This is a genomic window from Paenibacillus rubinfantis (genome assembly GCF_001486505.1).
Taxonomy (GTDB): domain Bacteria; phylum Bacillota; class Bacilli; order Paenibacillales; family Paenibacillaceae; genus Fontibacillus; species Fontibacillus rubinfantis.
Map to the genome: position 1 here is coordinate 133,967 of NZ_LN909064.1, position 22,064 is coordinate 156,030.

Below are 22,064 nucleotides of genomic sequence, written 5' to 3' on the forward strand. Positions count from 1 at the left end.
TAAAAGGCAAGTTCCAGGTTACCCTGAGCTTGCCTTTTTTGCTTCGCATCTGTGTGATTGGAATCTAGTTCAAAACACAGGCTATTTCTAGTATACTCACAATATGGAATTTATTACCTCTGTTGTTAAACATTATTCGACGGATTTTCTGACCGTTGGGTCCTTTGCCAGTCCAGCATCTAGGAGGTTTATAGGTGAGTTATCTTAAAGTGGATTTCGTTAGATTAATAAGAGACAAGAAAGTAATTATTGTAGTGTTGATAATGCTTGCCATTGCCATTTTTGACCCCATTTCAGTAACTCGACACTTTGATCAATACCCGGGTTCCGTGGAGACCATTGGTCTAAATCCATTTTAATTCTGGATGTTGATGAATTCGGTAAGTTGGGGGAACAACTTTTATCATCAGATATTTTGGATCATGTCGGTTTTACTTACCGGGTTAATCTACCATGAAGATAAGAATACCTCCATGTATACCTATCAAATCATTCGAAAAAGTAAAATTCAGTATATCCTCTCCAAGTTTATCTCAACAGGAGTATTATCATTTGCGATCCTATTTGCAGCCCTAGAAATCAATGTATTCATGACGTACATTCTATTTCCTGATACGACTCAAATGACCGAGTATTACCATAACTTAATTCCGCAAGAGGGAAGCTTTGTATATCAGGCATTTCTTTCGAATCCGATGAAGGAGGTTCAAATCTATACGTTTCTTAATGCGCTTGCGGTAACGATATTTGTTATTTTTTCACTTTGTCTCAGTATGCTGTTTCATTTTAAAAATCGATATGTTGCCCTGTTAGTTCCCGTCATTATTTTGTATGGCATTACTTATATTTTTGATTCATTTCCACCGTTATTCTCTTATAACATTCGGATGATCCTCCAACCTATGGCGGTTAGTGCGATGACAAATATGATTGGATGGGAGAACGTGGCTGTTGCTTTTGGGGGCTGGATGACACTGAACATCATCATGATATGTATCATACTGATTAAGTCGAGAGATAGTTATGAATAGAGTATTATTTTTATTTGGGTTCACGATCTACATTGCCTTCACTGGAATCATCTTGATGTTGAAAATACCCATGGGTCATTCTTGGTTTGATCAATGGATATTTAATAAATTTTTTGTATTTCAGTTTATGTCCGTACTTACAGTCGGACTGGCTATTGAAAGCAGCCGTTTTCATCATACAACGTACGTAAGAATAGGAAGTCGAAGAAAAATACTTCGAAACGAGTTAGTTGGTTACTATATGCAAGGAATTATCTGTGTGAGTATTATCTTCTTTTATATTTGGTTGGGGGCAACCTTACTGAGGGAGAGCAGGTCGCTGTTCTTCCTGTTTGAATGGTATATAAGATACTTACTGGGAACCATCGTTTTTATCAATATCATGTCATGTCTGAAATGGTCAAACCAATTAGTTTTAAGTAAATACTGCCAACTCATCGTTTTTACGTGGTTAGCTTTGGAGAGTATTGTATTCATTCCTTATATAAAAAGGTTCTCCTCATATAATGTAAACCTAATATTCTCTTGGGTCTTTCATCAGGAGAAAGCAAGCTATCTGGTTTTAGTCGTATTCATTCTTTTAACGATATTCCTAAATATCAAGTTAAGTGATAAGAGGGATTTTATATGACAGAGGTGTTTAAGAGCGTAAGACCCATTGCTTATGTTATCTTGCTAGCCAGTATCCTAATAAGCTATATCTTCTTAAAAGCTTCGGGCATGAATGATCCTTTAACAATGTATCAGACGATCTTTGGAGGCAAGCCTTTGAGCAGTCCCATGTTACAGAGCTTATTCGTCATGCTCATTTTTTTAATACAATATGTGTGTATTGATTATATTGTCTTTTATATCGACAATTCGGATACTTTATCCATCCGATATGGAAGCAAAAACAACTGGCTCAAAGCTCTACTGAAAGGGACTTCAGCACTTCTATCTGTATTTTTAATATTGTTTTACATAGTGTGGGTATTTTTGGATCTAATTTGGGGAAGTTCAAAAGTGATTCAGTCCATAAACTTAGATACAGTTGGGGTTCTAGCGAGAATTTATTTGTTTTGCCTGATTGTGGTTCTCGCTCAAATCTACCTTCTTCTGAAGCAATCGAAAGCGGGTACTTTTATCATTATGGGGGGGATTTCAGTCCTCTTAGCAATGACTAGCCACTATCAGAATTTTGCATTTCATATCTTACCCCAAATAAATCATCCTACAATGACTTTCATGAATGTGATTGCAAATCTATCCGTAATTCTAGTGCTTCTAGTCATGATTCAAAGGAAAAGCACAAAGAAGGAGTTGTCATTCCATGAAGATTGAAGTAACCAACTTCACCAAGACGATCGGAAAAACAAATGTTCTTGAAAATATTAGTGTTACGCTCAATAGTGGGCATATTTACGGGGTGGTGGGTAAGAACGGAAGCGGAAAAACCATGTTCTTGAGGATGATTTCTGGTTTGATCCTCCCCACAGAGGGCCAAGTCCAAATAGATGGTAAAGTATTAGGTAAGCATATTTCATTTCCCGATCATCTAGGAATTTTGCTTGAGAAGCCAAGTTTTCTCGGTCATCTCACAGGCTATGAAAATTTGAAAATGCTGGCTAAAATCCGAAATGATGCGAGTGATGAAGATATTCAATCCTATATGAATCTGTTTGATTTAGACTGGCAAAGCAAAAAGAAAGTCAAGCAATATTCACTGGGGATGAAGCAAAAGCTAGGTATTATTCAGGCGATGATGGAAAATCAACAAATCATTATTCTGGACGAACCATTTAATGCTTTGGATGAGGCTTCGGTTGAAACCTTAAGACAAGTATTAAGAAAACTGAAAGCAGAGAAAAGACTAATCGTCATGACATCACATAACAAAGAAGATATTCAATTACTCTGCGATTATACATTTACGCTTTCTTCTGGAAAAATGATGAGTCCAACAAACGAGAGTGCTGTACTTATTGCCGAATAATTTCTGTAACTGCCCGATCAAAAAGACGACCTATTTTTGACCAGTCGAATATAGAAACATAGTAATAAAAGAGCTGACCGTGCCGGTCAGCTCTTCTTGATTGGAGGTGTCTATGGCGGATCGTTAGTATGAGACGCTGTTTGAGCTCGTGATGCGAAAGGAACTCTATGACCTCTTATATGCCTGGTTAAGCGAACAAGCGGAGCCTTCCGTTACAACAAAGACGGTAGAGATGATCGCTCGGATTGCAAGCCGGGGCATCTTTAAACCCTTGCAGATATATTTTGCTTTCTAGAATGGCTTGCAAGGTAATTTGAGTGTCCTCATAGGGGGAACTGCGTATGCTGGAGGTTGTCAGGAAGGGATCCTCGGATGGTCTTCATATAGTGTTCAGATTCACTCCATGCTTGGTAGAAACCAGAGTCGATCACAACCCATTCGTTTGGATAAAGGTGTTGTACCTCGTTCCACTTCATGACAATCACCTCCGCACAAACATTAGGTGAATTATATACTACCCCATGTGGTGGGGACAATGCTATCATGGGGTGACTCTTGGGTGACATAATCGGACAGGAGCTCGACTCCCCTCGCCTCCATATAGTAACTCCACAACAACGAAAAAGAGCTTCGCTACAGTAAAATGTAGAGAAGCCTCTTTTCGTTTGGGTTATGATTTCCGAATTACGGGGATCCATACTTCGACTTCTGCGTCGGCCGGATTTCCGTTTAACAAGATTTCGGCAATGGGACCTCCGTGATATTCGTAAGGGAAGTTCTCGGTCAAGACCTCCGTGAATGCTTGATCTTCAAGTTTGTCAAAGGCAAGGCGGGACAACCCGCCTTGGCCGCTCAGAATCAGATAGTGACTTTGGGGGAATAACACCTCTTCCGTTCCGTCGATAGGGGGTTGGGTGGTACGGATACCGGCATAGTAGTACGTACCGCTATCCTTCGCGGCGATTACTCCATACCCATACTTACTCTCCGAGAGGGGGCGAAGCAAGGTCAACTTGCCGCTCTGAATGACAGACTTGAAGAACTCGGTCTTTCGGATGGAATAACTATCGGTATGGATGATTGCCTCTCCACCCAGCATAGTAGGAAATCCTATGAAACGAAATGCATCTTTCTCTTCCACTCTGTAATTGCTCATTTTGATCAAAATCCTCCTCTAAAAGGTTGAATTCAATAGTCCAGCGGCACAAGGTCCAGCTTGCTGATATTTACGGGATCGGAGATCAAATCGATTTCGGCGATCCTTCCCTGCCGAATGGTGTATTGGAGCACGTATTGCAAGTGACCTTGAGGGGCCACGATTACACCGACGGAACCGTTTATCAGAGCGGTTTGTGAAGCCTGTATGCGCCCGGCAACCTGCTGGGCTAGATGGTGGGCTCCATGAGTGATCCGCAATCCTCTACGCTGACGGTCGTCCCGAAGCACAACATTCGGATCAAGCAAAGCCAACAACCTGTCAAAGTCAGCATCCCGCGCCGCGGCGAGGAATGCTTCGATCAGCTCGCGTTGATCAGCCAGAGAAGTCTTGTCTTTTTCTGGGTTCCCCCCTTTCACACGGCGGCGTGCACGACTGGCAAGCTGTCTAGTCGCTGCCTCGGTTTTACCCAGGATTGAGGCAATTTCAGTAAAGGGAATAGCGAATATGTCGTGCAGGACAAAAGTGACGCGCTCGGATGGACTCAGACTGCCAAGCACTACCAGCATTGCGAGTCCGACCGAGTCTGCCAGCAGGGCCTCTTGTTCAGGATCGCTATCCGAATCATTCATGAATGCATGGGGCGAAGGGTCTTCCACCGACTCCTCTCGCCGCGATTTACGTGCCCGAAGCATGTCAAGGCAGATTCGGGAGACCACGGTAGTCAGCCAACCGCCTAGATTCTCAATATTTCTGGAATCGGACAGGCTTAGACGCAGCCAAGCTTCTTGAACCGCATCCTCTGCCTCGCTCCAAGATCCCAGCATTCGATAGGCTATCGCGAGAAGGTTCTTACGATTCTGTTCAAATTGTTCCGCTATCAATTCCTGTGCGTTCATCACTCCGCTTCCTTTTCCCTTAAATTGTGTTCTCATTAGTCTGACGTATGGCTATTGGATTATGTGACAAGTATCCCCGATTCGAGTGAAAAACAATTTGTCTCGGAGTGGGGGTAGGCGCTGGGAAGAAGTGCAGGAATGTCTTCCCGAAATCTGATAAAAAGATATTGGATGTACCTTAATGGGGCTCGATGCCTTTCGCCTCCATATGTAAATTAAAGGCCCTGACCTAACGGTCGGGGCCCTTCTTCTATCTAAAATTCAAAATCAAAGCCACCTTCTTCTGTCAATTCAAACGGACCGGGTGTGACATCTGCATCAGGTCTCTTGGTTCCGAAGAAGTCGGAGTCGAAACGATAAGGAGTGCCGTCCGGCTCCTCGTATTTCATCTCGGCGTGATAAGTCTTGCCCAGCAGATCGGTGGTCACCAATAGGGCAGAGGCTCCTCGAAGCCATTCGGGCGTATTGACCTGAATTTTCACTTTGCCTTGCGCAGGATGAACCTGAACGGTGATGCCTTTCTGCGTATCCATTTTCGCATAGGGCTCATGACTGCCTGGAACCGCATGGTTAAGATATACATTTCCGCCCATCGCCACTGGAAGAACGGCATTTCCGATAAAGAAATCCTTGGCGGCGTCGCCAAGCTCTGCAAGCTCCTCTTTGGTGTATTCCCACCATTTCTTATCTTTGGCATCCGGATGGTTGTCGTAGCCTCCCAGTCCCACAGGATGCAGATAGCAGATGGAATCGTCCGGAACCCCATCCATGACCGTCTTCCCGTTCTCTCCCACTTCATCCCTTGGTTTAAGCGGAAGATGCTCGAAAAAGGTAATGGGAACCGGCTCCTGATTCGCACCCTCATCCCCCAAAAAGATATTGTTATAGTACCTGTCATCGCCTCCGGTGATATTGGAGTACCCTGCCATTGCGGTCTCGTGAGGGAAGTGATAAGGCGTCGTACGGGTAATCTCGGAACGAACGACAAATCGGCCTGCAAACAAATTATGGACAAATGCGCCGCCTTGCGCCATATTTCGGAAGTTCATAGGAGAGAGGAACAGATTATGATCCGCCATATACGGACCATGGCAGACCTCAACGAACAAGTCTTCAGATAGGTTGTCAAAAAATACATTGCGGCTGATGCGGGTGCCCTGTGCCTGCCAGTCAAGCCAAAGTGCCCGGTAACAGCTATAGATGATATTTTCACAAATTTGAGTATCCAGAGAAGCATGCAGTTTGATTCCGGCGACTTCGGCACCGTGTCTGAGCCGTTTGTGGTGAATATTGTAAATGCGGTTCTGATAAATGCGGCTGAAGGCGGCTCCCATATGGCCCACAATCCCTGCCTGTTCGCAATCATGAATCACATTACCTCGAACGATGTGACTGCCGACGCGATCTTTATGCCAACCGGAGTGTAATGCCCGTAAAATAACCTCCTGCTCGCGTTGCGTACCGCCTTTAATATGCTTCCCGGAAGACTTAGCGTGACCTGTACCGATTGCGGTACCCAGGCTGATCCCCACGCATTTGGATTCACTGATGATATTGTTTTCAATAATCCAACCCTTGCTCCAGTGAGGCCCGATCAAACCCTCTTGGTAGTCCGTAGGCGGCGCCCACCCCGGAGAGGCCTGGCGAAGCGTGAATCCGCTTACAGTTATGTAGTTAAGTCCGGGTTTCTCAGGCCAGAAGCAATAAGGACGGACATTGATTTCTACATTTTCCTTACGGGGATCTCTCCCGCCAAAATTGGCCCAGATCTTGGTTGTGGCAGACCCAACTTCGGCATACCACGTTAACAGGGAGTCTTTGGGATATTTGGCTTCGGGCCAAACCTCGGGCTGGTGAACCTTCTCGACACGATCGCATTCATACAGAGATTTGCCATCCAAATAGACATCCCCGAGATGGACCGGGAAGGGCCCGTCAAACACCCAGTCTCCACGGAGCTCTTCTTCAAAGGGATTACGAACGGAAAACAGGGAGTTAGGGACTTCGGTACTCCAAGCATGGCCCCCCTCCGACTTCCAGTCCGTAATCCGTTCAGCTCCTGTAATGACGACTTCCCCGTCGCCTGCGGATCGATAGAGGATTCGATGCTCCTCTGTCCCTCCATGAGCCGGGTTCACCCATTCCCTGTATACCCCGGCATGGACGATAACCGTATCCCCAGCCAGGGCAAGGGCCGCAGCGCGTGATATCGTACGAAAGGGTTGATCGATTGTTCCATTTGCCTGATCACTCCCATGTATGGATACATGGTATTCCATAAGAATCTCCTTCTTCCCGCCTATCGAATGTCGCCGGTTCAAACGGCTATAATTATTTTACAAATGATGGCCGGAATGGTCAAAAAGTGTCCCCAAACTCATACCTCACCTGCGTCAGCTCCTCCGAAACCGCCCACAACCGCCGCGCGGCGGCTTCGTCATGCGAGCGAGGACTCGATTCGACCTTCTTGGGGAAGCCGCGCAATTCGAGAAGGCTTGGCCCAAAGTAATCTCCGCCTTGGACGTCTGGCGCAGTGGCCGCATAAAGGGTCGGCAAGACGCCCATTTTCGGGGGCTGCGCGAACATCGGGTTCAGGCGTCGCATGAAATTGGAATGCCGCAGCGCATTGGTCGCGGACCAGCCCGGATGTGCAGCTACGGCCAGCGTGGATTGGCCTGCGGCCACAAGCCGACGCTGAAGCTCGTAGGTGAACAGGAGATTCGCCAGCTTGCTCTGAGCATAGCCGAGCGATGGCTTGTAATTCCGTTCCAGGTTCAGGTCATCAAAGTGAATGACTCCCGACCGATGTGAAATGCTGCTTACGGTCACAATGCGTGCGCCCGGTGTCGCGCCAAGTAGATCAAGCAGCAGACCGGTCAGCGCAAAATGCCCCAGATGATTGGTCCCGAATTGCTGCTCGAAGCCCTGTGCGGTCTTCCCGTAAGGGGGATGCGCCACGCCGGCGTTGTTGATCAGGAGATCGAGCCGCTGGTAGTTCTGGCGAAAGGCCGCCGCAAAAGTACGGACCGAAGCCAGATCGCCCAAATCGAGCGCCATGACTATGACTTGGCCCGATGGCTTAAGTGCTTGAATCCGGTCAGCGGCCAGGTTGGCATTGGCGATACTGCGGCAGGCCATAATGACCGTTGCCCCTTTGCTGGCTAGGGCCCGCGCCGCTTCCCAACCAATCCCGCTGTTGGCTCCGGTTACGATAGCCACTCGTCCGGTCTGATCCGGTATGTGTTCTTCTGTCCAGGGTATTGTCATATCGTTTCGTCCTTCCTTGTTCATCCTACCTACTTTATAGATTTCACAGATTACTTGGTCTGTGCTAATCTTATCTAAGCGATTTGGCTTATACAACCAATAAACTAGCGAATTCGTGGGTTATCCAACACACGCTCTAATTTGTTGCTTTTTTATCCTGAGAGAGGAGAGGCCTAACATGCTCACGAACCCCAACGATCCCCGCGTGAAAAGAACCCGTCAGCTTTTGATGCAAGCTTTCATGGAATTGCTGGAGCAGAAGAACAACGTCTCTTCAATTACGATACAAGACATTACAACTTACGCGACGGTGAATCGCTCGACGTTCTATGCGCATTTTGAAGATAAATTCACGTTTCTGGAGAGCTGGATGAGGGAGAAATTCCTGGAGAAGCTGAAGGATGAGCTGCCGAATGCGGCGTTATCCGATATCGGGAGCCTGCGGACGCTGATTCTCATCGTGTTCGATTTCCTCTTCTGCACGCGTCCGTATATGTCATTGGCGGATCGTCAGTATGAGACGCTGTTTGAACTCGTGATGCAAAAGGAACTCTATGACCTCTTATATGCCTGGTTAAGCGAACAAGCGGAGCCTTCCGTTTCAACAAAAACGGTGGAGACGACCGCCCGGATCGCAAGCTGGGGCATTTTTGGGTCAGCCATGGAGTGGAGCAGGCAACCGGAGCGGAGTTCCGCAGAAGACACGGCGCGAGATGTCCTGGTGGTCATTGCTGCAGGTTTAGCCCCCGTCACGGGATAATAGAAGAGCAGCATTTCGAAATCCCCCTCATGTTATAACTTGAGTGAAACCGAAGGGTTCGCTGAAACATATCGAGGGAGATGAGGATATGAGCAAGTTGAAGGGTAAAGCCGCATTGGTGACCGGCGCAAGCCGCGGGATTGGGCGTGCCATCGCATTGCGATTGGCTGCAGAGGGGGCAATGGTTGCGGTTCACTACGCCAGAAATCATGGCGCTGCGGAAGATACGGTGCGTGCAATCGAGCAGCAAGGGGGATCCGCGTTTTCAATCGGTTCCGAGCTGGGCTCTGAACAAGCCGTGCGCGATCTTTTTGAGAGATTGGATGATGCATTAATGGAACGTACAGGGGAGCCTCACTTTGATATTCTAGTAAACAATGCGGGGCTTCCCCTAACCACTTCGATTGAGGAGACCACCGAATCCAGCTTCGATGAAGTGATCGCTATCAATATGAAGGCTCCCGGCAGTCACCGCCTATAACATGACCAAGGGAGCCGTGAACGCGCTAACGCTTTCCCTTTCAAATCAGCTCGGCCCCCGCGGGATTACGGTCAATGCCATCTTGCCCGGGTTCGTGGCCACGGATATGAATGCGGCCATGCTGGAACATCCGGAGAGCCGGAAGTTTGGTGCCGAATTTTCGATTTTTAGAAGATGGGGGGAGCCGGAGGATGTGGCCGATATCGCTGCTTTCCTCGCTTCTGCTGAAAGCCGGTGGGTCACGGGGCAATTGATCGATGCCAGCGGGGGATCCCATTTGTAATCAACGAAAAATCAGTCAAAGATTACTTACTTACAATAGCTTAATAGAATGGATGGTTCGTCCCCAAAAGCTCAGGCGTATTGAACGCCTGGGCTTTTGTTTCGGCAAAAAAGGTGTTGACATTCCAATGACTATAAAATAACATATGTAGTATAACAACAGTTATATAACGTAACAAAGGAGGAACGCTCATGCCCCCAAAGCCGAAGGTGACGCGGGAGATCGTATTGGAGGCGGCGCTGGAGCTGTTGCGTGAAGAGGGGATGGATGCCATCAACGCGCGGAATGTCGCGAAGAAGCTGGGTACCTCTACGCAGCCGATCTTTAGCCATTTTGCCTCGATGGAGGAATTGCGGGAAGCGCTCTATGCTGATGCCGAACATCTATATAACTCGGGGATGCTGGAGGCGATGCAAGGCGGCGGGAACGGCTTCCTGGAGATGGGGCTCGCTTATATCCGATTCGCACGAACGGAGAAGAGGCTATTCCAGCTTCTCTTTATGTCCAACCGGCTTCAGCAGGAGAAGGTGAACGAGATTGCCGGCTCCACGGAAGGCGACGATCAGGTGATTGCGATGATCGGCAGCCTAACCGGACTTTCGCCCGATCACTCGCGCAAATTATACGCCGGGATCTGGTATACGACCCACGGGATTGCTTCATTACTCGCCACGAACAGCAGCACGATGGACGACGCGGAGGCGCGGGATGTCTTAGGTCACGTATTTAAAGGCTTACTGGCTGTACTCCGAAAAGAAAGTGAGGAACTTTAACCATGTCCGAAAAATATATCACTAAACATCCTTATCTCGCGGCGGTCATCGCCGCCTTGATCTGCACCTTTCTGACCGCTGTGGGTTCCGCGGCGGCCCAAGTTGCCGAATTGGCGGAAGTCCCGGCTTACCTCGTGATGACAGCTTCCGTGGTTTTATCCATCTTGGTGGGCCTGTGGTTGCTGCGACGTTCCCGGATTTCGAGTGAAGAAGCGGGTTTTCGCCGTCCTGCCTCCGGCAGCTTGCGCTCCGTTTGGTTCTGCGTGCCGCTGCTGTTGCTGGAGATCATTCCGCTGGTCGCCTATGGTCCCGATGCGTTTACCCGCCCGGGCACCGAATATGCCGTGCTTGCCTTGTTCACCGTGGTGGTTGGTTTGAATGAAGAGCTTTATTTTCGGGGATTGGCCTTCTCCTTCCTCGCGCGAAGAAGCCGCAAACAGGCCGTGATCGGCTCATCCATCGTCTTCGGCGTGCTGCATGCCGCTAACGCCCTGAGTGGAACGAATCCGCTCGAAGTACTGCTGCAAATCGCCTTTGCTATTCTTGCCGGACTTATGCTGGCACTCCTCGTCAGTATCACTCGCAGCCTTTGGATTGGCATCGTCTGGCATGCGGTACATAATTTCCTCTCCTTCAGCACAGAAATCGTCTTTGACCAAACGGCGTTGGTGGTGGTTTCGGCCCAGGTAGTGATTCTGTTAATCTTCGCGGTTGGTTTATGGAAACGCGGTACAACCGCTGCCTAAACCGAACCCAAGTTGGCCCCCGCCCTAGCCTAAAGTCTAGTTTTCAAACACCACCTAAGACGGTTATATCGCGCCAACACGCTAGTTATAATGGGTTTATAAACTTAGCGCGTGACTGATGAAGGTAAAGGAGTGTTTGAAAGTGAAGGCAGTTGAAGCAACAAATGTGGCGAAAGTGGGGAAGGTCCATTGGGTGCTGTTTAATCCCAAAACCTATGCAACGATTCTCTATCTATTGCTCTCTCTCCCATTGGGGATTATCTATTTGACGTTAGCGATCACGGGGCTGGCCCTTTCCATTGCCTTAACTCCGGTATTTATCGGGATACCGATGTTTTTTGGAATGGCCAAGCTGTTGAATGGGATCGTAAGCTTTGAGCAAAGTCTGATTCGGCATATTCTGGGGTTGCCGGTTCCGCCTTCGGCGGTTCCCAACCCTGCCCAGGCGGAAGCGGGACAGAACTGGTTCCAACGGATGGTGAAGGGGTTTGACGGCACATTGTTCATCCGGAACCTGATGCTCGTTCTCCTGCGGTTTATCACCGGTGTTGTCTTTTTTGCCGTGATGGTTACGGCCCTGGCCCTGGGAATCGGATTTATCGCCCTTCCTGTGGTGCACATCATTCTGATGAATGAAATGAAGCTGGATATTTTGGAAAATAACCTGTTCACCTACTTCCATATCAACTGGACCTATAATCAGCAGTACCTGTTATACGTAGGCGTGGGGCTCTTCCTGTTCTGGGTCGCGCTTCGCGTGGTGAACGGACTTATGCAGGTCCAACGGAGAATCATGTATGTGGACGAGGCTTATCTGCAGCCAACACCAGTGCCAGCCCCCGCTCCCGTTCAATTCCAAGCCCCTGTACAACCGCAATATGAGGAGTATCTCGACGAGCAGCCGGGGCAAGAGAAGTTGTGGCTCGCTTAAAAGAGAAAAGCGCTATAGAAATAGTAATCCAAAACAAGTTCTAGCTTAGGCTAGGGCTTGTTTTCTTTATGACACTGTCATATCAACCTCCTGACAGCTGTGAATTCCGCCATCCCGGCGTTCGAAGGTAAAATGAAGCTACCAAGAGAACGAAGACGAAGGGACGGGAAGAGGATGGAGAATCGCGGCGGGAGAATTCGCTTGCTCGATATTTTGAGAGGGTTTGCGGTGTTGGGGACGCTGGGGACGAATATTTGGATTTTTGCGCATTTGGGAGACGTGAACTATGTCTTTACTTTTGTTGATGCGGCGTGGTGGTCGTCATTCCAGGATTTCGTGCGGATATTTGTGTTGTTCCTGGTTAACGGCAAACTGCTGGGCTTGTTGACGATCATGTTTGGCGTTGGGCTGGAGATGAAGTATCGCCAGGCCTTAAAGCGGGGGAACGCGTGGCCGGGAATGTATCTTTGGACATCGTTTATTCTGATGGCGGAAGGGTTGCTGCATTTTACGCTGGTGATGGAGTATGACATTCTGATGAGCTACGGGATCACGGCGGTCATCGCCGCTTTGATCGTTAAAGGCGGGGATCGGGCGATCCGGCGAGCGATGTGGATGTTCGGTGGGGTACAAGGAGGAATCATGCTGTTGATCCTGGGCTTCGGCATCTACCTCGGAATCTCCGGGGCGCATATCTCCATGGGGGATCTGAGTGAAACGACGGCCTTATATGGCGGCGGCAGCTGGATGCAGCAGGTGCAGGATCGGCTGGCGAATTTCGTGGCGCTCCGGTTGGAAGCCGTGTTTGTGATTCCGCTGAATCTATTTTTGTTCTTGCTGGGCATTCGGATGATGCGGTCCGGGGTATTTGCCCCGGATGAGCAGGGGCGGCAGCACCGCAGAAGGCTATTGAAACTTGGGATGGCGGTGGGGCTTCCGCTGAACCTGCTGATTTTTATCCCGGGCGGGTATCTGGATTTCCCTGTGCGGTACTTATTTGCCCCGATTCTCTCGCTGGGGTATCTCGCGCTCATCGCGAAGCTGGTGGAACGATACGAGGGGCTGTGGTTGTGGAACCGGTTGGAGCAGGTGGGCCGGATGTCTCTTAGTTGCTATGTCTTGCAAAATATCACCGCTTCCCTTATTTTTTATGGATGGGGTCTTGGCCTGGGAGGCAAGGTGGACGCATTTACCACGGTTCTCATTTGGATGGCCATCTCCAGTCTCCAAATCGTCTTTGCTTCGCTATGGTCCAAGCGGTTCCGATTCGGGCCGATGGAATCGGCGAGAAGGTGGATGACGAACCTCGCGGGTAAGCTGGCCGGCTGAGGATCAAGCATAAGGTGGGGATGCCCATTGTTACGGAAGTTGTATCCTGCGGACCAAATCGAGAAATTTTTGCTGCTGGATGTGATTATCCTTGTATTTCTAATCTATCGCGTGTGGGTGCTGGACGTTCCCTATCCGATCCTCGTCAAAATCGGGTTTCTCCTCCTGTTCCTAGCCGCTTATTATATCTGTCTATGGCAACGTCGGTGGCTGCTGCTCCTGGGCAGCTATGTTGGCTTCCTGCTAATTCTCGCGCTAAGCGTCTATGAAGGGATGGGGGCGTTGCTGTATGGCTTCGTGTTTGCGGATCTATTAGGCAGGGCAGACCGCAAGCGGGTGATTGGCTTCGGCATGGTTGGCATTGCCGCGATGTTCCTTATGGCCGGTTGGATCCATGAGGGGGAGCCGGCGGGGGTTTTTCGGACGGTTTCTTTTCCGGTGATGATCATTCAACTGGCGGTCCCTCCTATCCTTCAGGCTCGAGAGGGGAATAAAGCGCTGAAGGAGAAGCTTAACCTCGCGAATGCCCAGCTGGAACGGTATATTCAAGAGGAGGAGCGGAACCGGATTGCCCGGGATCTACATGACACGTTGGGACAGACCTTGACGATGATTAAGATGAAAAGCGAGCTGACCATCCGGTTAGTCGATCAACGTCCCGATCAAGCGAAGGAGGAGCTGCGGGATATCGTGAACACCTCCAGGCACGCCTTAAAGCAGGTGCGGGAGCTGGTGACCGGGATGAAGTTTGTTCCGCTGGAGAAGGAGATCGAGGTGGCGGGGGAGCTTTTGCAAAAAGTAGGGATTCAGCTGCTCGTCTCGAATCAGACGCCGTTAACTCCGCTCTCCCCGGTGGCCGAAACGATGCTGGCGTTATCCGTCCGAGAGGCGGTCACGAACATCCTCAAGCACAGCGGGGCGAGCGAATGCACGATCACCCGGGATGAACGGGATCAACGTCTTTATCTTGAAGTGAGCGATAACGGGAATGGTCAGCTGGAGCCGGGAAAAGGCAACGGCGTGCAGTCGTTCCAGGAACGGATGGCGATGCTGCAAGGGGAAGTCGAAATAAAGCAGCGTCCGGGGCAGGGGACCTCGATTACGTTTATTGTACCGCTTCTGGAAAATAGGGGGTGAGCCGGATGATTCGAATTGTGATTGCTGAGGATCAACAAATGCTGCGCGGGGCTTTTAAATCGCTGCTTTCTTTTGAAGAGGACATGGAGGTTGTCGCCGAAGCGGAGGACGGGGAAGCCGCCTGGGAGGCGACTCTGCGCCTGAAGCCTGACGTGTGCCTGCTGGATATTGAGATTCCGGGGCTGAGCGGGTTGGAGATTGCCGAGCGGCTCAAGCGGGCCGGAAGCCCGGCGAAAGTCATGATCGTGACGACCTTTGCCCGTCCGGGGTATTTGCAGAAAGCGATGGACCTCAAGTTAGAGGGGTATCTCTTAAAAGATGAGCCAATCGAGTTTCTGATCGACGCCATTCGCAGAGTGATGGGCGGGGACCGTGTGATCAGCAAGGACCTAGCGGAGGTGCTGTTCCTGAATGAGGACAATCCGCTGACCGAACGGGAGACCGAGGTGCTGCGGTTATCACATGCCGGACGGACAACCCGGGAGATCGCCGAAACGTTGTACCTAACGGAGGGAACGGTCCGTAACTATCTGTCCCTGGCGATTCAGAAGCTGGAAGTGGAGACGCGGCAGCAAGCCACCGAGCGGGCGAAGGAACGGGGCTGGATATAGATAAGGTGGGGAACCTTTGGCAATATCCCGGTTAAATAGGAAGAAGACCTTACCGTTGCACGGTAGGGTCTTCTTTTTTTAATCTTGCATTATCCGGCTATGAATCTCCTGAAGCTGCTGTTCGATTCGCTTTAGTTGAAGCTGTGTCTCCTGCTGAGTTTGCTCGGCGGCCCTTTGCGACTTGGTGTTGATAACTAAGACGACAATGGTCAGACCGGCACTGAAGATCGTCAGGCCCCGGGCTAATTGGTCGACACTGAGTTGCTTAACCGCCAGAAGGCCATCGGCCACCCCCGCCCCAATGAGGAATCCCCCGATAATCATCACCGTATTCAAGAACCATTTCTGATGAGTGAAGGTACTTGGGTAGGTTGTTCTGCTGAACCATTTGGATAGGGTGCGTTTCATGTAGAATTCCTAGTCTCCATTTCAAGTAATATCTTCTTCTATTCTACCAGAGGGGAAATTCGGACGGAATAAAAAGAGAGATCCCTTTGACATAAAAAGTAGTATACTATATGACATGATGAATATATTATATATAATTAAAATATAGTTATGTTTTGGGAGGGATACACTTGAAGAACACAACCGCTCGGGGAGATCGGGATTGGGCAGCGTACGTTAATACGAATATCGGGACGTTGTCCTACAAAACGTGGTCGACGTCTCCAACCGTGCAGCTACCTCATGGGATGATGGAGATCGATCCGGTCACTACACCGGGCATTGGAGACAAGTATTTGGCGGATAAAATCTTCGGATTTTCCTTTGGTCCCACAACCGTGACGGTTTCCGGCAGCCCTTTGTCCGATCAACTGGAAGCGCTTGCTTCTGCCTTCGATCATGATTTGGAGGAGACTCGACCTTACAAGTACCGCGTCTTCCTGGAGGATTCTGAGATCGATGCCGAGATGACGGTGGCTCAGCGCAGCGCTTATTTTCGCTTTCACGCCGACGGGCCGCTCCATGTCATCCTCAACGGCGGCGAGACGACGCAAATCCATAAACACGATGGCCGTGTGATCGAAGGACAGCGCGCCAATAAGGGATATGTTTGCTATTTCAGCTTGGAAATGAGAGAGGCCGCATCGTCATGGGGCTCCATCGGAAACAGCCCCGCCATCTATTTGACCTATGAGCCGCAGCAACAGGAACAAACGATAGAGTTCAAGGTAGGGATCTCCTATATCAGCTTGGAGCAAGCCCGGAAGAACCAACAGCAGGAGCTGCCGGATTGGGACTTCGAGGCTGCCGTTTCCCGAGCCCGGGACGCTTGGAACCATGCGCTTTCGGCAATCGAGGTGGAAGGCGGGACGGAGGAAGAGCGGACGATTTTCTATACGGCGATGTACCGTACGCTGCAACGGATGCGGAATATGACGGAAGATGGCCAATATTACAGCGGCTTTGACGGAAAAGTCCACAAGACGGAAGGCCGGGACTTCTACACGCATGACCAGCTTTGGGATACGTATCGCTGTGCCCGTCCTTTGCAGAGCCTTATCGAACCCCTCGTCTTCGAAGATATGGTGTACTCGTTGGTCCGCATGTACGAACAAGGCGGGTTGCTGCCCAAATTCCCTCATCCGGGCGGAGATCACGCGGTGATGATCGGCCATCATGCCGCTTCGCTCATCGCTGATGCCTGTGCGAAAGGGCTGGATGATATTCAGGTCGAGAAGGCCTATGAAGGAATGGTCAAGGATGCCACGGAAATGTCCCTGATCCCTTGGCGGACGGTGCCGGCTACGGAATTGGACCAGGTGTACTACGAAAAAGGCTGGTTCCCTGCGCTCCCTGTTAGGGAGGAGGCGAAAGTCGCCGACCCGGACGAGTGGAGAAAAAAGTTATGGAATCTCGTCATGGAGAAGATGCCAAATCAGATTACCTGGGTGCCTGAGGTTGGCGTTGACGAATGGGTGCCCGAGGTCGATCCTTGGCACCGCCGGCAATCCGTGTCCGTGACGCTGGAGCGGGCTTATGACGATTGGTGCGTCGCCCAAGTGGCCCATAAGCTGGGGCGGGAGGAAGAAGCCGAGCGGTTCCTTCAACGGGCGGGTAACTACCGCCATCTGTTCCGCCCTGACCTCGGCCTGATGGCGCCCAAGACGGCGGAAGGGGAATGGGTCGAACCGTTTGATCCGAAGCTGTCCGGCGGGTTCGCCGGGGAGGGGTATTTTGCCGAGGTGAACAGCTGGATCTACACCTTCCATGTGCAGCACGATGTCGAGGGGTTAATTCGGCTGATGGGCGGAAGAGAGGCTTTCGTGCAGAAGCTCGATGCGTTGTTTACGGAGCAGTACACGATGGAGAAACCATGGTTTCTGGGGCAATTCCCGGATATGTCGGGATTGATCGGGATGTATGCCCATGGCAATGAACCAAGCTTTCATATTCCGTACCTCTACAACTATGCAGGGGCTCCTTGGAAAACCCAGCGGCGCGTCCGTGACATCCAACACCTGATGTACAACGACGGGCCAGCGGGCTTGTGCGGGGACGATGATATCGGTTCGCTGTCGTCCTGGTATGTGTTTAGCGCGATGGGCTTCTATCCGGTGTGCCCGGGGCGGCCGGTCTATGATATCGGCAGCCCGATTTTCGAGAAGACGACCCTCCGTGTGGGGGAGGGCCAAACGTTTGTTATTGAAGCGCGGAATGTCTCCAAGGCGAACAAGTACATCCAATCCGCCGCCTTGAACGGGCAGCCGTATTCGCGGCCTTGGCTCAGCCATCAGGACTTGGTGAGCGGAGGAAGCCTTGTGCTGGAGATGGGCCCGCGGCCAAACAAGGCCTGGGGAAGCTCCCCGGAGGATGCGCCGCCTTCGATGACAACACTTTAGGATCTTTACCTTGTGAAACGGAGGAATCCGGCATGACCCTAACTACGCGCCGCAATCGATGCTGGCACCGGACGGCCGCCGGGCACGGCTTGGCGATGAAGTCCTTTTCCGCCTGGAATTTACGCCGCATTTGGGGATGAACGGCCTTTCTATTTTCACGTTGTCACAGAATGAATCCCCTCCTCGTTATATGGACGTACGTAATCCTACAGGGAGGTAGATGAATGATGTCGCAACGTCTTAATTACATGCAAGAATCGCCGGAATTCTTCAACAAGATGATGGAGTTCAGCGGGGCCGAGAAGAACAGTTCGATCGAGGAGAACCTCCGTCACCTGGTTCATATCCGCGCTTCGCAGCTGAATGGATGTGGATTTTGCTTGGATATGCACGTGAAGGAGGCGAAAATCCACGGCGAGAGCGAGCTGCGCTTGTACCATCTCGCGATTTGGCGCGAGTCCACGCTCTTTAGCCCACGCGAACGGGCGGCGTTGGCCTGGACCGAGATCCTGACCAAGTTGCCGGAGCATGGCGTGCCGGATGAGGTCTACAACCGGGTTCGCGAGCAGTTTTCCGAGAAAGAGCTCTCCGATCTCACCTTCTCGATTATGGCGATTAATGCCTGGAACCGCGTGAACGTGGCCTTCCGAACGGTGCCGGGTTCGGCCGATGCGGCTTACGGCTTAACGAAAGCGGGCCTCAGCTAGGTTCAGCGAGCAGCATCCCTGCATAATAAAGAAGCACCAAGAACCTGTGAGGGTTCCGGGTGCTTCTTTTTATTCCCCGACCTGCGTCAATTTGTCCGGGTTTCGAACAATATAGATGTTGTGAATTCGCTGGTTCTCCACATGAAGGATCCCCACGGAATGAATCCCCTCACTCGATCGAATCCGGAAGGCGGGGTGTCCATTCACCCGAATAACTTCAAGCTGAATGCCCTCGATCGTCGTAGCTTGCCGGAAGGGTCCCAGCAGGAACTGAGCGACCCGCTCTCGGGTTGGGATCGGCTCGGCAGCGGCCAAGACCTTGCCGCCTCCATCGGCCACAAGGACAACCTCTGGATCCAGAATCGCTAAGATTTGCTGGAGATTCCCTTGCTTAAGCGCGCTCAGGAATTGATGAACGTGTTCGGGGGCGGCTCCTTCGGTAACCACGGATTGATCGGGGGACATGCCCATCTTGGCGTGAGCCCGACTGAACAGCTTGCGACAGTTGACTTCGCTCTTCTCCACCAGTTCGGCAATTTCCCGATAGTCAAAACCAAGCGCCTCTCGCAGCACAAACACGATTCGTTCCGTTGGAGATAACCTTTCTAGCAGCACAAGCATGGCGTAGGACAGCTGCTCGTCGCGGACAACCTCCTCCATCGCATCGTCGTTCAGGTGATGAAGGGGCTCGGGAAGCCATTCCCCGTAATATTGCTCCCGTTTCCGGCGGGCCGATTTATACAAGTCCCGGCAGCGGTTCGTGACCATTTTGCATAGATAAGCTTTCGGTTCCTTCAGCTTCTCCGGCGGGACGTCCACAAGCTTCACAAATATGTCTTGGACCACATCTTCCGCATCCGTAACGGATCCGGTCAGTTGGTAAGCGAGCTTAAAGAGCAGCTTCTTATATTTCTCGTAGAGCTCCTTCATGGTATCCCTTCCTATCGATTTTCTATTTAATAACCTATACAAAATAGGCCCTAATGATAAGACGAGGTAGCGTGTGATTTCGTGACAAGGGAAAGAGGGGGATTCGGCGGGTTCTTCTTTTGAATGTTCGAATTTTACAAACCAATGCACGTTTTGTGAATGTCGTCCTCGCCCAGCTCTCCCTAAAATAGGGGTGAAGCTCATGTTCCTTAAAGGAGGTTAATTATGAAAGCGCTTCGAAAACCATCGGTAAGGGGGTGCCGGCTGAAAGCCGCTTACGGGCTTGTTCACGTGAGATGAATTGTGAAAACCGTGGAACCACCCAGAACCCATGACCGGTTAAAGGAGGAGATTTTGTTGAAGAGAAGAACGAAGCTGTTCCTGCAATCCTTAATGATGATGTTGATCGGCGTATCCTTGGCGTTTGCAAATGTTCCGGGCGCGGGAGCAGAAGTTGCCGCGGCACCGAATCCAGGCAAGCCCGCCCCGGGAGACAAGAGCGGGTTCGATGCCCAGGGCCGAATGGTCGCCCACTTCGGTTCGCCTGTAATCGATGGCAACATCGACAAAGTCTGGACCAAAGTGCAAGCGGTTACACCTAAATTTGCTTTGGATCAAGTAGAGGCTTCCGCCGGATTTAAGGCTTTGTGGGATGACCGCGCCCTTTATATCCTGGTAGAAGTGAAGGATAAGCAACTCTCTTTCGAGTCAGTAACTCCTTACATGCAGGATTCCTTAGAGATCTTCCTGGATGAGAATCACGACAAGACACAGGAATATGGTTTGGACGATTTGCATTTCCGCGTCAATGTTGAGAATGCCCAGTCCGTGGACAACGGAAAGGTGGAGAGGTTCTACACTGCAGCGAAACGGGTGGATGGCGGGTACATCATCGAAGCCAGAGTGGCACTCCAATCCAAACCGGAGAACGGAAAGGTGATGGGCCTCGAATTGCAGATGAATGATGCCAAGGATGCGAATCGAATCGGGACCTTGAATCTGTTTGATGCGACAGGCAGCGCATGGAACGATACGAGCAAATTCGGCGAAATCGTGCTCACGGGCAAGACCAAGGGGGATGTCAGCGGAGTTAATCCCTATGATCTTCTGAATCTGATGAAAAGTACGCTAGATCTGGACTTTACGCTTTATAAAAACCCCGATGTGGTGACGGAGGCTCTGATGAGGGTAGTAGCTGCCAACGTGCTGAACGACAAAAAGGCTACTCAACCCCAAATTGATGCGCAATATGCCGCCATCCAGGCGGCGGTCAGCAAGCTCGAAATGACGGAAGAAGCCGCAAACGAGAAATACTTCAAGGAAGTTCCGGACGCCTACCGAACCGAGAGCGACAAGCCGGGGACGATCGAAAGCTTGACGTACCAGACACCTAACTTATCCGGCGGGATGGATGAGAAGAAGCTGAACGTGTATCTTCCACACGGTTATGACGCATCCGATTCGAGTAAGAAATATAATGTGCTTTATCTGATGCATGGCGGCGGGGAGAATGAGAATTTGATCTTCGGCGGCCCCGGCCAAAGCAAGGAATTGAAGAGAATCATCGACCATATGATCGCAAACGGCGACATTGAACCGATGATCGTGGTAACCCCAACCTTCTACGGCGGGAAAAATGATACGGCCCTGTTCCATGAGGAGTTAATCCAAACCATTGTTCCGTTGGTGGAAACCAGGTACCACACCTATGCGAAATCCTCCAGCTTGGACGATTTGAAGGCCTCTCGGGCCCATCGGGCATTTGGCGGGTTCTCGATGGGGTCGGTGACGACGTGGTATACCTTCATCCATAACCTCGACTACTTCAAATATTACCTGCCGCTAAGCGGGGATAGTTGGATATTGGGTCAAGGGGGCGGAGGCAGTAAGCCGAAGGAAACGGCGGAATATCTGGCCAAAGTCGCCAAAGATGCCGGATATCAACCGCAGGAATATTTTATTTTCAGCGCGACGGGCAGCTTGGATATCGCATATCCGAATTTGAAGCCGCAGATCGATGCGATGAAGCAGCTCACCGATGCCTTCATCTATTCATCGGATCCGGCCAAGGGGAATTTCTACTTCATCGTAGGCGATGGCGGAACACACGCCTGGAATTGGGTGAACCAGTATATTTACGATATCCTGCCGGATCTGTTCCAATAGGATAACTGCAGGCGTAACCTTGAACGAGGCCTCTTG

General features: G+C 50.6%; 19 protein-coding genes and 1 pseudogene. 14 read left to right on the forward strand and 6 right to left on the reverse strand.

Annotated elements, in window-relative coordinates; translation table 11 throughout:
* Positions 1-473: 473 nt before the first annotated feature.
* The 3 genes from BN3277_RS09005 to BN3277_RS09020 all read left to right on the forward strand — a co-directional run bounded on the left by BN3277_RS09005 (position 474) and on the right by BN3277_RS09020 (position 3,006).
* On the forward strand, positions 474-1,031 hold the full coding sequence (locus tag BN3277_RS09005; RefSeq protein WP_148501018.1) for a hypothetical protein: 558 nt from the start codon (positions 474-476) through the stop codon (positions 1,029-1,031).
* A gap of 627 nt (positions 1,032-1,658) precedes the next feature.
* Positions 1,659-2,354 carry a hypothetical protein gene (locus tag BN3277_RS09015; RefSeq protein WP_059041944.1) on the forward strand — a complete coding sequence of 232 codons (696 nt, stop codon included), beginning with the start codon at positions 1,659-1,661 and terminating at the stop codon, positions 2,352-2,354.
* Positions 2,344-3,006, forward strand: coding sequence for an ABC transporter ATP-binding protein (locus tag BN3277_RS09020; protein WP_059041945.1), 663 nt, complete (start codon positions 2,344-2,346; stop codon positions 3,004-3,006). The genes BN3277_RS09015 and BN3277_RS09020 overlap by 11 nt, the downstream gene beginning before the upstream one ends.
* 670 nt (positions 3,007-3,676) lie before the next feature.
* Here the strand turns inward: BN3277_RS09020 and BN3277_RS09025 are convergent.
* The 4 genes from BN3277_RS09025 to BN3277_RS09040 all read right to left on the reverse strand — a co-directional run bounded on the left by BN3277_RS09025 (position 3,677) and on the right by BN3277_RS09040 (position 8,328).
* Positions 3,677-4,162, reverse strand: a complete 486-nt coding sequence (locus tag BN3277_RS09025; protein ID WP_059041946.1) for an effector binding domain-containing protein — start codon at positions 4,160-4,162, stop codon at positions 3,677-3,679.
* A 32-nt stretch (positions 4,163-4,194) separates the two neighbouring features.
* The gene (locus tag BN3277_RS09030; protein WP_059041947.1) at positions 4,195-5,061 is read right to left on the reverse strand and encodes a sigma-70 family RNA polymerase sigma factor; all 867 of its coding nucleotides are present in this window, start codon (positions 5,059-5,061) and stop codon (positions 4,195-4,197) included.
* Between the two features lie 254 nt (positions 5,062-5,315).
* Positions 5,316-7,340 carry a right-handed parallel beta-helix repeat-containing protein gene (locus BN3277_RS09035; protein ID WP_059041948.1) on the reverse strand — a complete coding sequence of 675 codons (2,025 nt, stop codon included), beginning with the start codon at positions 7,338-7,340 and terminating at the stop codon, positions 5,316-5,318.
* Between the two features lie 79 nt (positions 7,341-7,419).
* Positions 7,420-8,328 carry an oxidoreductase gene (locus BN3277_RS09040; RefSeq protein WP_059041949.1) on the reverse strand — a complete coding sequence of 303 codons (909 nt, stop codon included), beginning with the start codon at positions 8,326-8,328 and terminating at the stop codon, positions 7,420-7,422.
* Positions 8,329-8,506: 178 nt separating this feature from the next.
* Between BN3277_RS09040 and BN3277_RS09045 the strand changes: the two genes are divergently transcribed.
* The 8 genes and pseudogenes from BN3277_RS09045 (at position 8,507) to BN3277_RS09080 (ending at position 15,379) form a co-directional block, all read left to right on the forward strand.
* On the forward strand, positions 8,507-9,088 hold the full coding sequence (locus BN3277_RS09045; RefSeq protein ID WP_059041950.1) for a TetR/AcrR family transcriptional regulator: 582 nt from the start codon (positions 8,507-8,509) through the stop codon (positions 9,086-9,088).
* Positions 9,089-9,176: 88 nt separating this feature from the next.
* A pseudogene (locus BN3277_RS09050) lies at positions 9,177-9,852 on the forward strand (SDR family oxidoreductase).
* Positions 9,853-10,043: 191 nt separating this feature from the next.
* Positions 10,044-10,625, forward strand: a complete 582-nt coding sequence (locus BN3277_RS09055) for a TetR/AcrR family transcriptional regulator (protein ID WP_059041951.1) — start codon at positions 10,044-10,046, stop codon at positions 10,623-10,625.
* Positions 10,626-10,627: 2 nt separating this feature from the next.
* Positions 10,628-11,371: a CPBP family intramembrane glutamic endopeptidase gene (locus tag BN3277_RS09060; RefSeq protein ID WP_059041952.1), complete on the forward strand. Its 744-nt coding sequence runs from the start codon at positions 10,628-10,630 to the stop codon at positions 11,369-11,371.
* Positions 11,372-11,513: 142 nt separating this feature from the next.
* Positions 11,514-12,302, forward strand: coding sequence for a sensor domain-containing protein (locus tag BN3277_RS09065; protein ID WP_059041953.1), 789 nt, complete (start codon positions 11,514-11,516; stop codon positions 12,300-12,302).
* Between the two features lie 174 nt (positions 12,303-12,476).
* Positions 12,477-13,631 (forward strand): DUF418 domain-containing protein, encoded by a 1,155-nt coding sequence (locus BN3277_RS09070; protein WP_059041954.1) that lies wholly within the window; start codon positions 12,477-12,479, stop codon positions 13,629-13,631.
* A 27-nt stretch (positions 13,632-13,658) separates the two neighbouring features.
* Positions 13,659-14,768 (forward strand): sensor histidine kinase, encoded by a 1,110-nt coding sequence (locus BN3277_RS09075; protein ID WP_059041955.1) that lies wholly within the window; start codon positions 13,659-13,661, stop codon positions 14,766-14,768.
* A gap of 5 nt (positions 14,769-14,773) precedes the next feature.
* Complete coding sequence (locus tag BN3277_RS09080; RefSeq protein ID WP_059041956.1) at positions 14,774-15,379, forward strand: response regulator transcription factor; 606 nt, start codon at positions 14,774-14,776, stop codon at positions 15,377-15,379.
* 78 nt (positions 15,380-15,457) lie between these two features.
* On the opposite strand, the gene BN3277_RS09085 is transcribed toward BN3277_RS09080, so the two are convergent.
* On the reverse strand, positions 15,458-15,787 hold the full coding sequence (locus BN3277_RS09085) for a hypothetical protein (RefSeq protein WP_059041957.1): 330 nt from the start codon (positions 15,785-15,787) through the stop codon (positions 15,458-15,460).
* A gap of 170 nt (positions 15,788-15,957) precedes the next feature.
* Here BN3277_RS09085 and BN3277_RS09090 point away from each other — a divergent pair, with 170 nt between their 5' ends.
* Both BN3277_RS09090 and BN3277_RS09095 read left to right on the forward strand, forming a co-directional pair.
* Positions 15,958-18,225, forward strand: coding sequence for a GH92 family glycosyl hydrolase (locus BN3277_RS09090; RefSeq protein ID WP_059041958.1), 2,268 nt, complete (start codon positions 15,958-15,960; stop codon positions 18,223-18,225).
* A 224-nt stretch (positions 18,226-18,449) separates the two neighbouring features.
* Positions 18,450-18,932 carry a carboxymuconolactone decarboxylase family protein gene (locus tag BN3277_RS09095; protein ID WP_232436372.1) on the forward strand — a complete coding sequence of 161 codons (483 nt, stop codon included), beginning with the start codon at positions 18,450-18,452 and terminating at the stop codon, positions 18,930-18,932.
* Between the two features lie 69 nt (positions 18,933-19,001).
* On the opposite strand, the gene BN3277_RS09100 is transcribed toward BN3277_RS09095, so the two are convergent.
* Entirely contained in the window at positions 19,002-19,862 is an 861-nt protein-coding gene (locus BN3277_RS09100) for an RNA polymerase sigma-70 factor (RefSeq protein WP_059041959.1), read from the reverse strand.
* Between the two features lie 357 nt (positions 19,863-20,219).
* Here BN3277_RS09100 and BN3277_RS09105 point away from each other — a divergent pair, with 357 nt between their 5' ends.
* The gene (locus tag BN3277_RS09105; protein ID WP_059041960.1) at positions 20,220-22,028 is read left to right on the forward strand and encodes a sugar-binding protein; all 1,809 of its coding nucleotides are present in this window, start codon (positions 20,220-20,222) and stop codon (positions 22,026-22,028) included.
* The last annotated feature ends 36 nt before the right edge of the window (positions 22,029-22,064 follow it).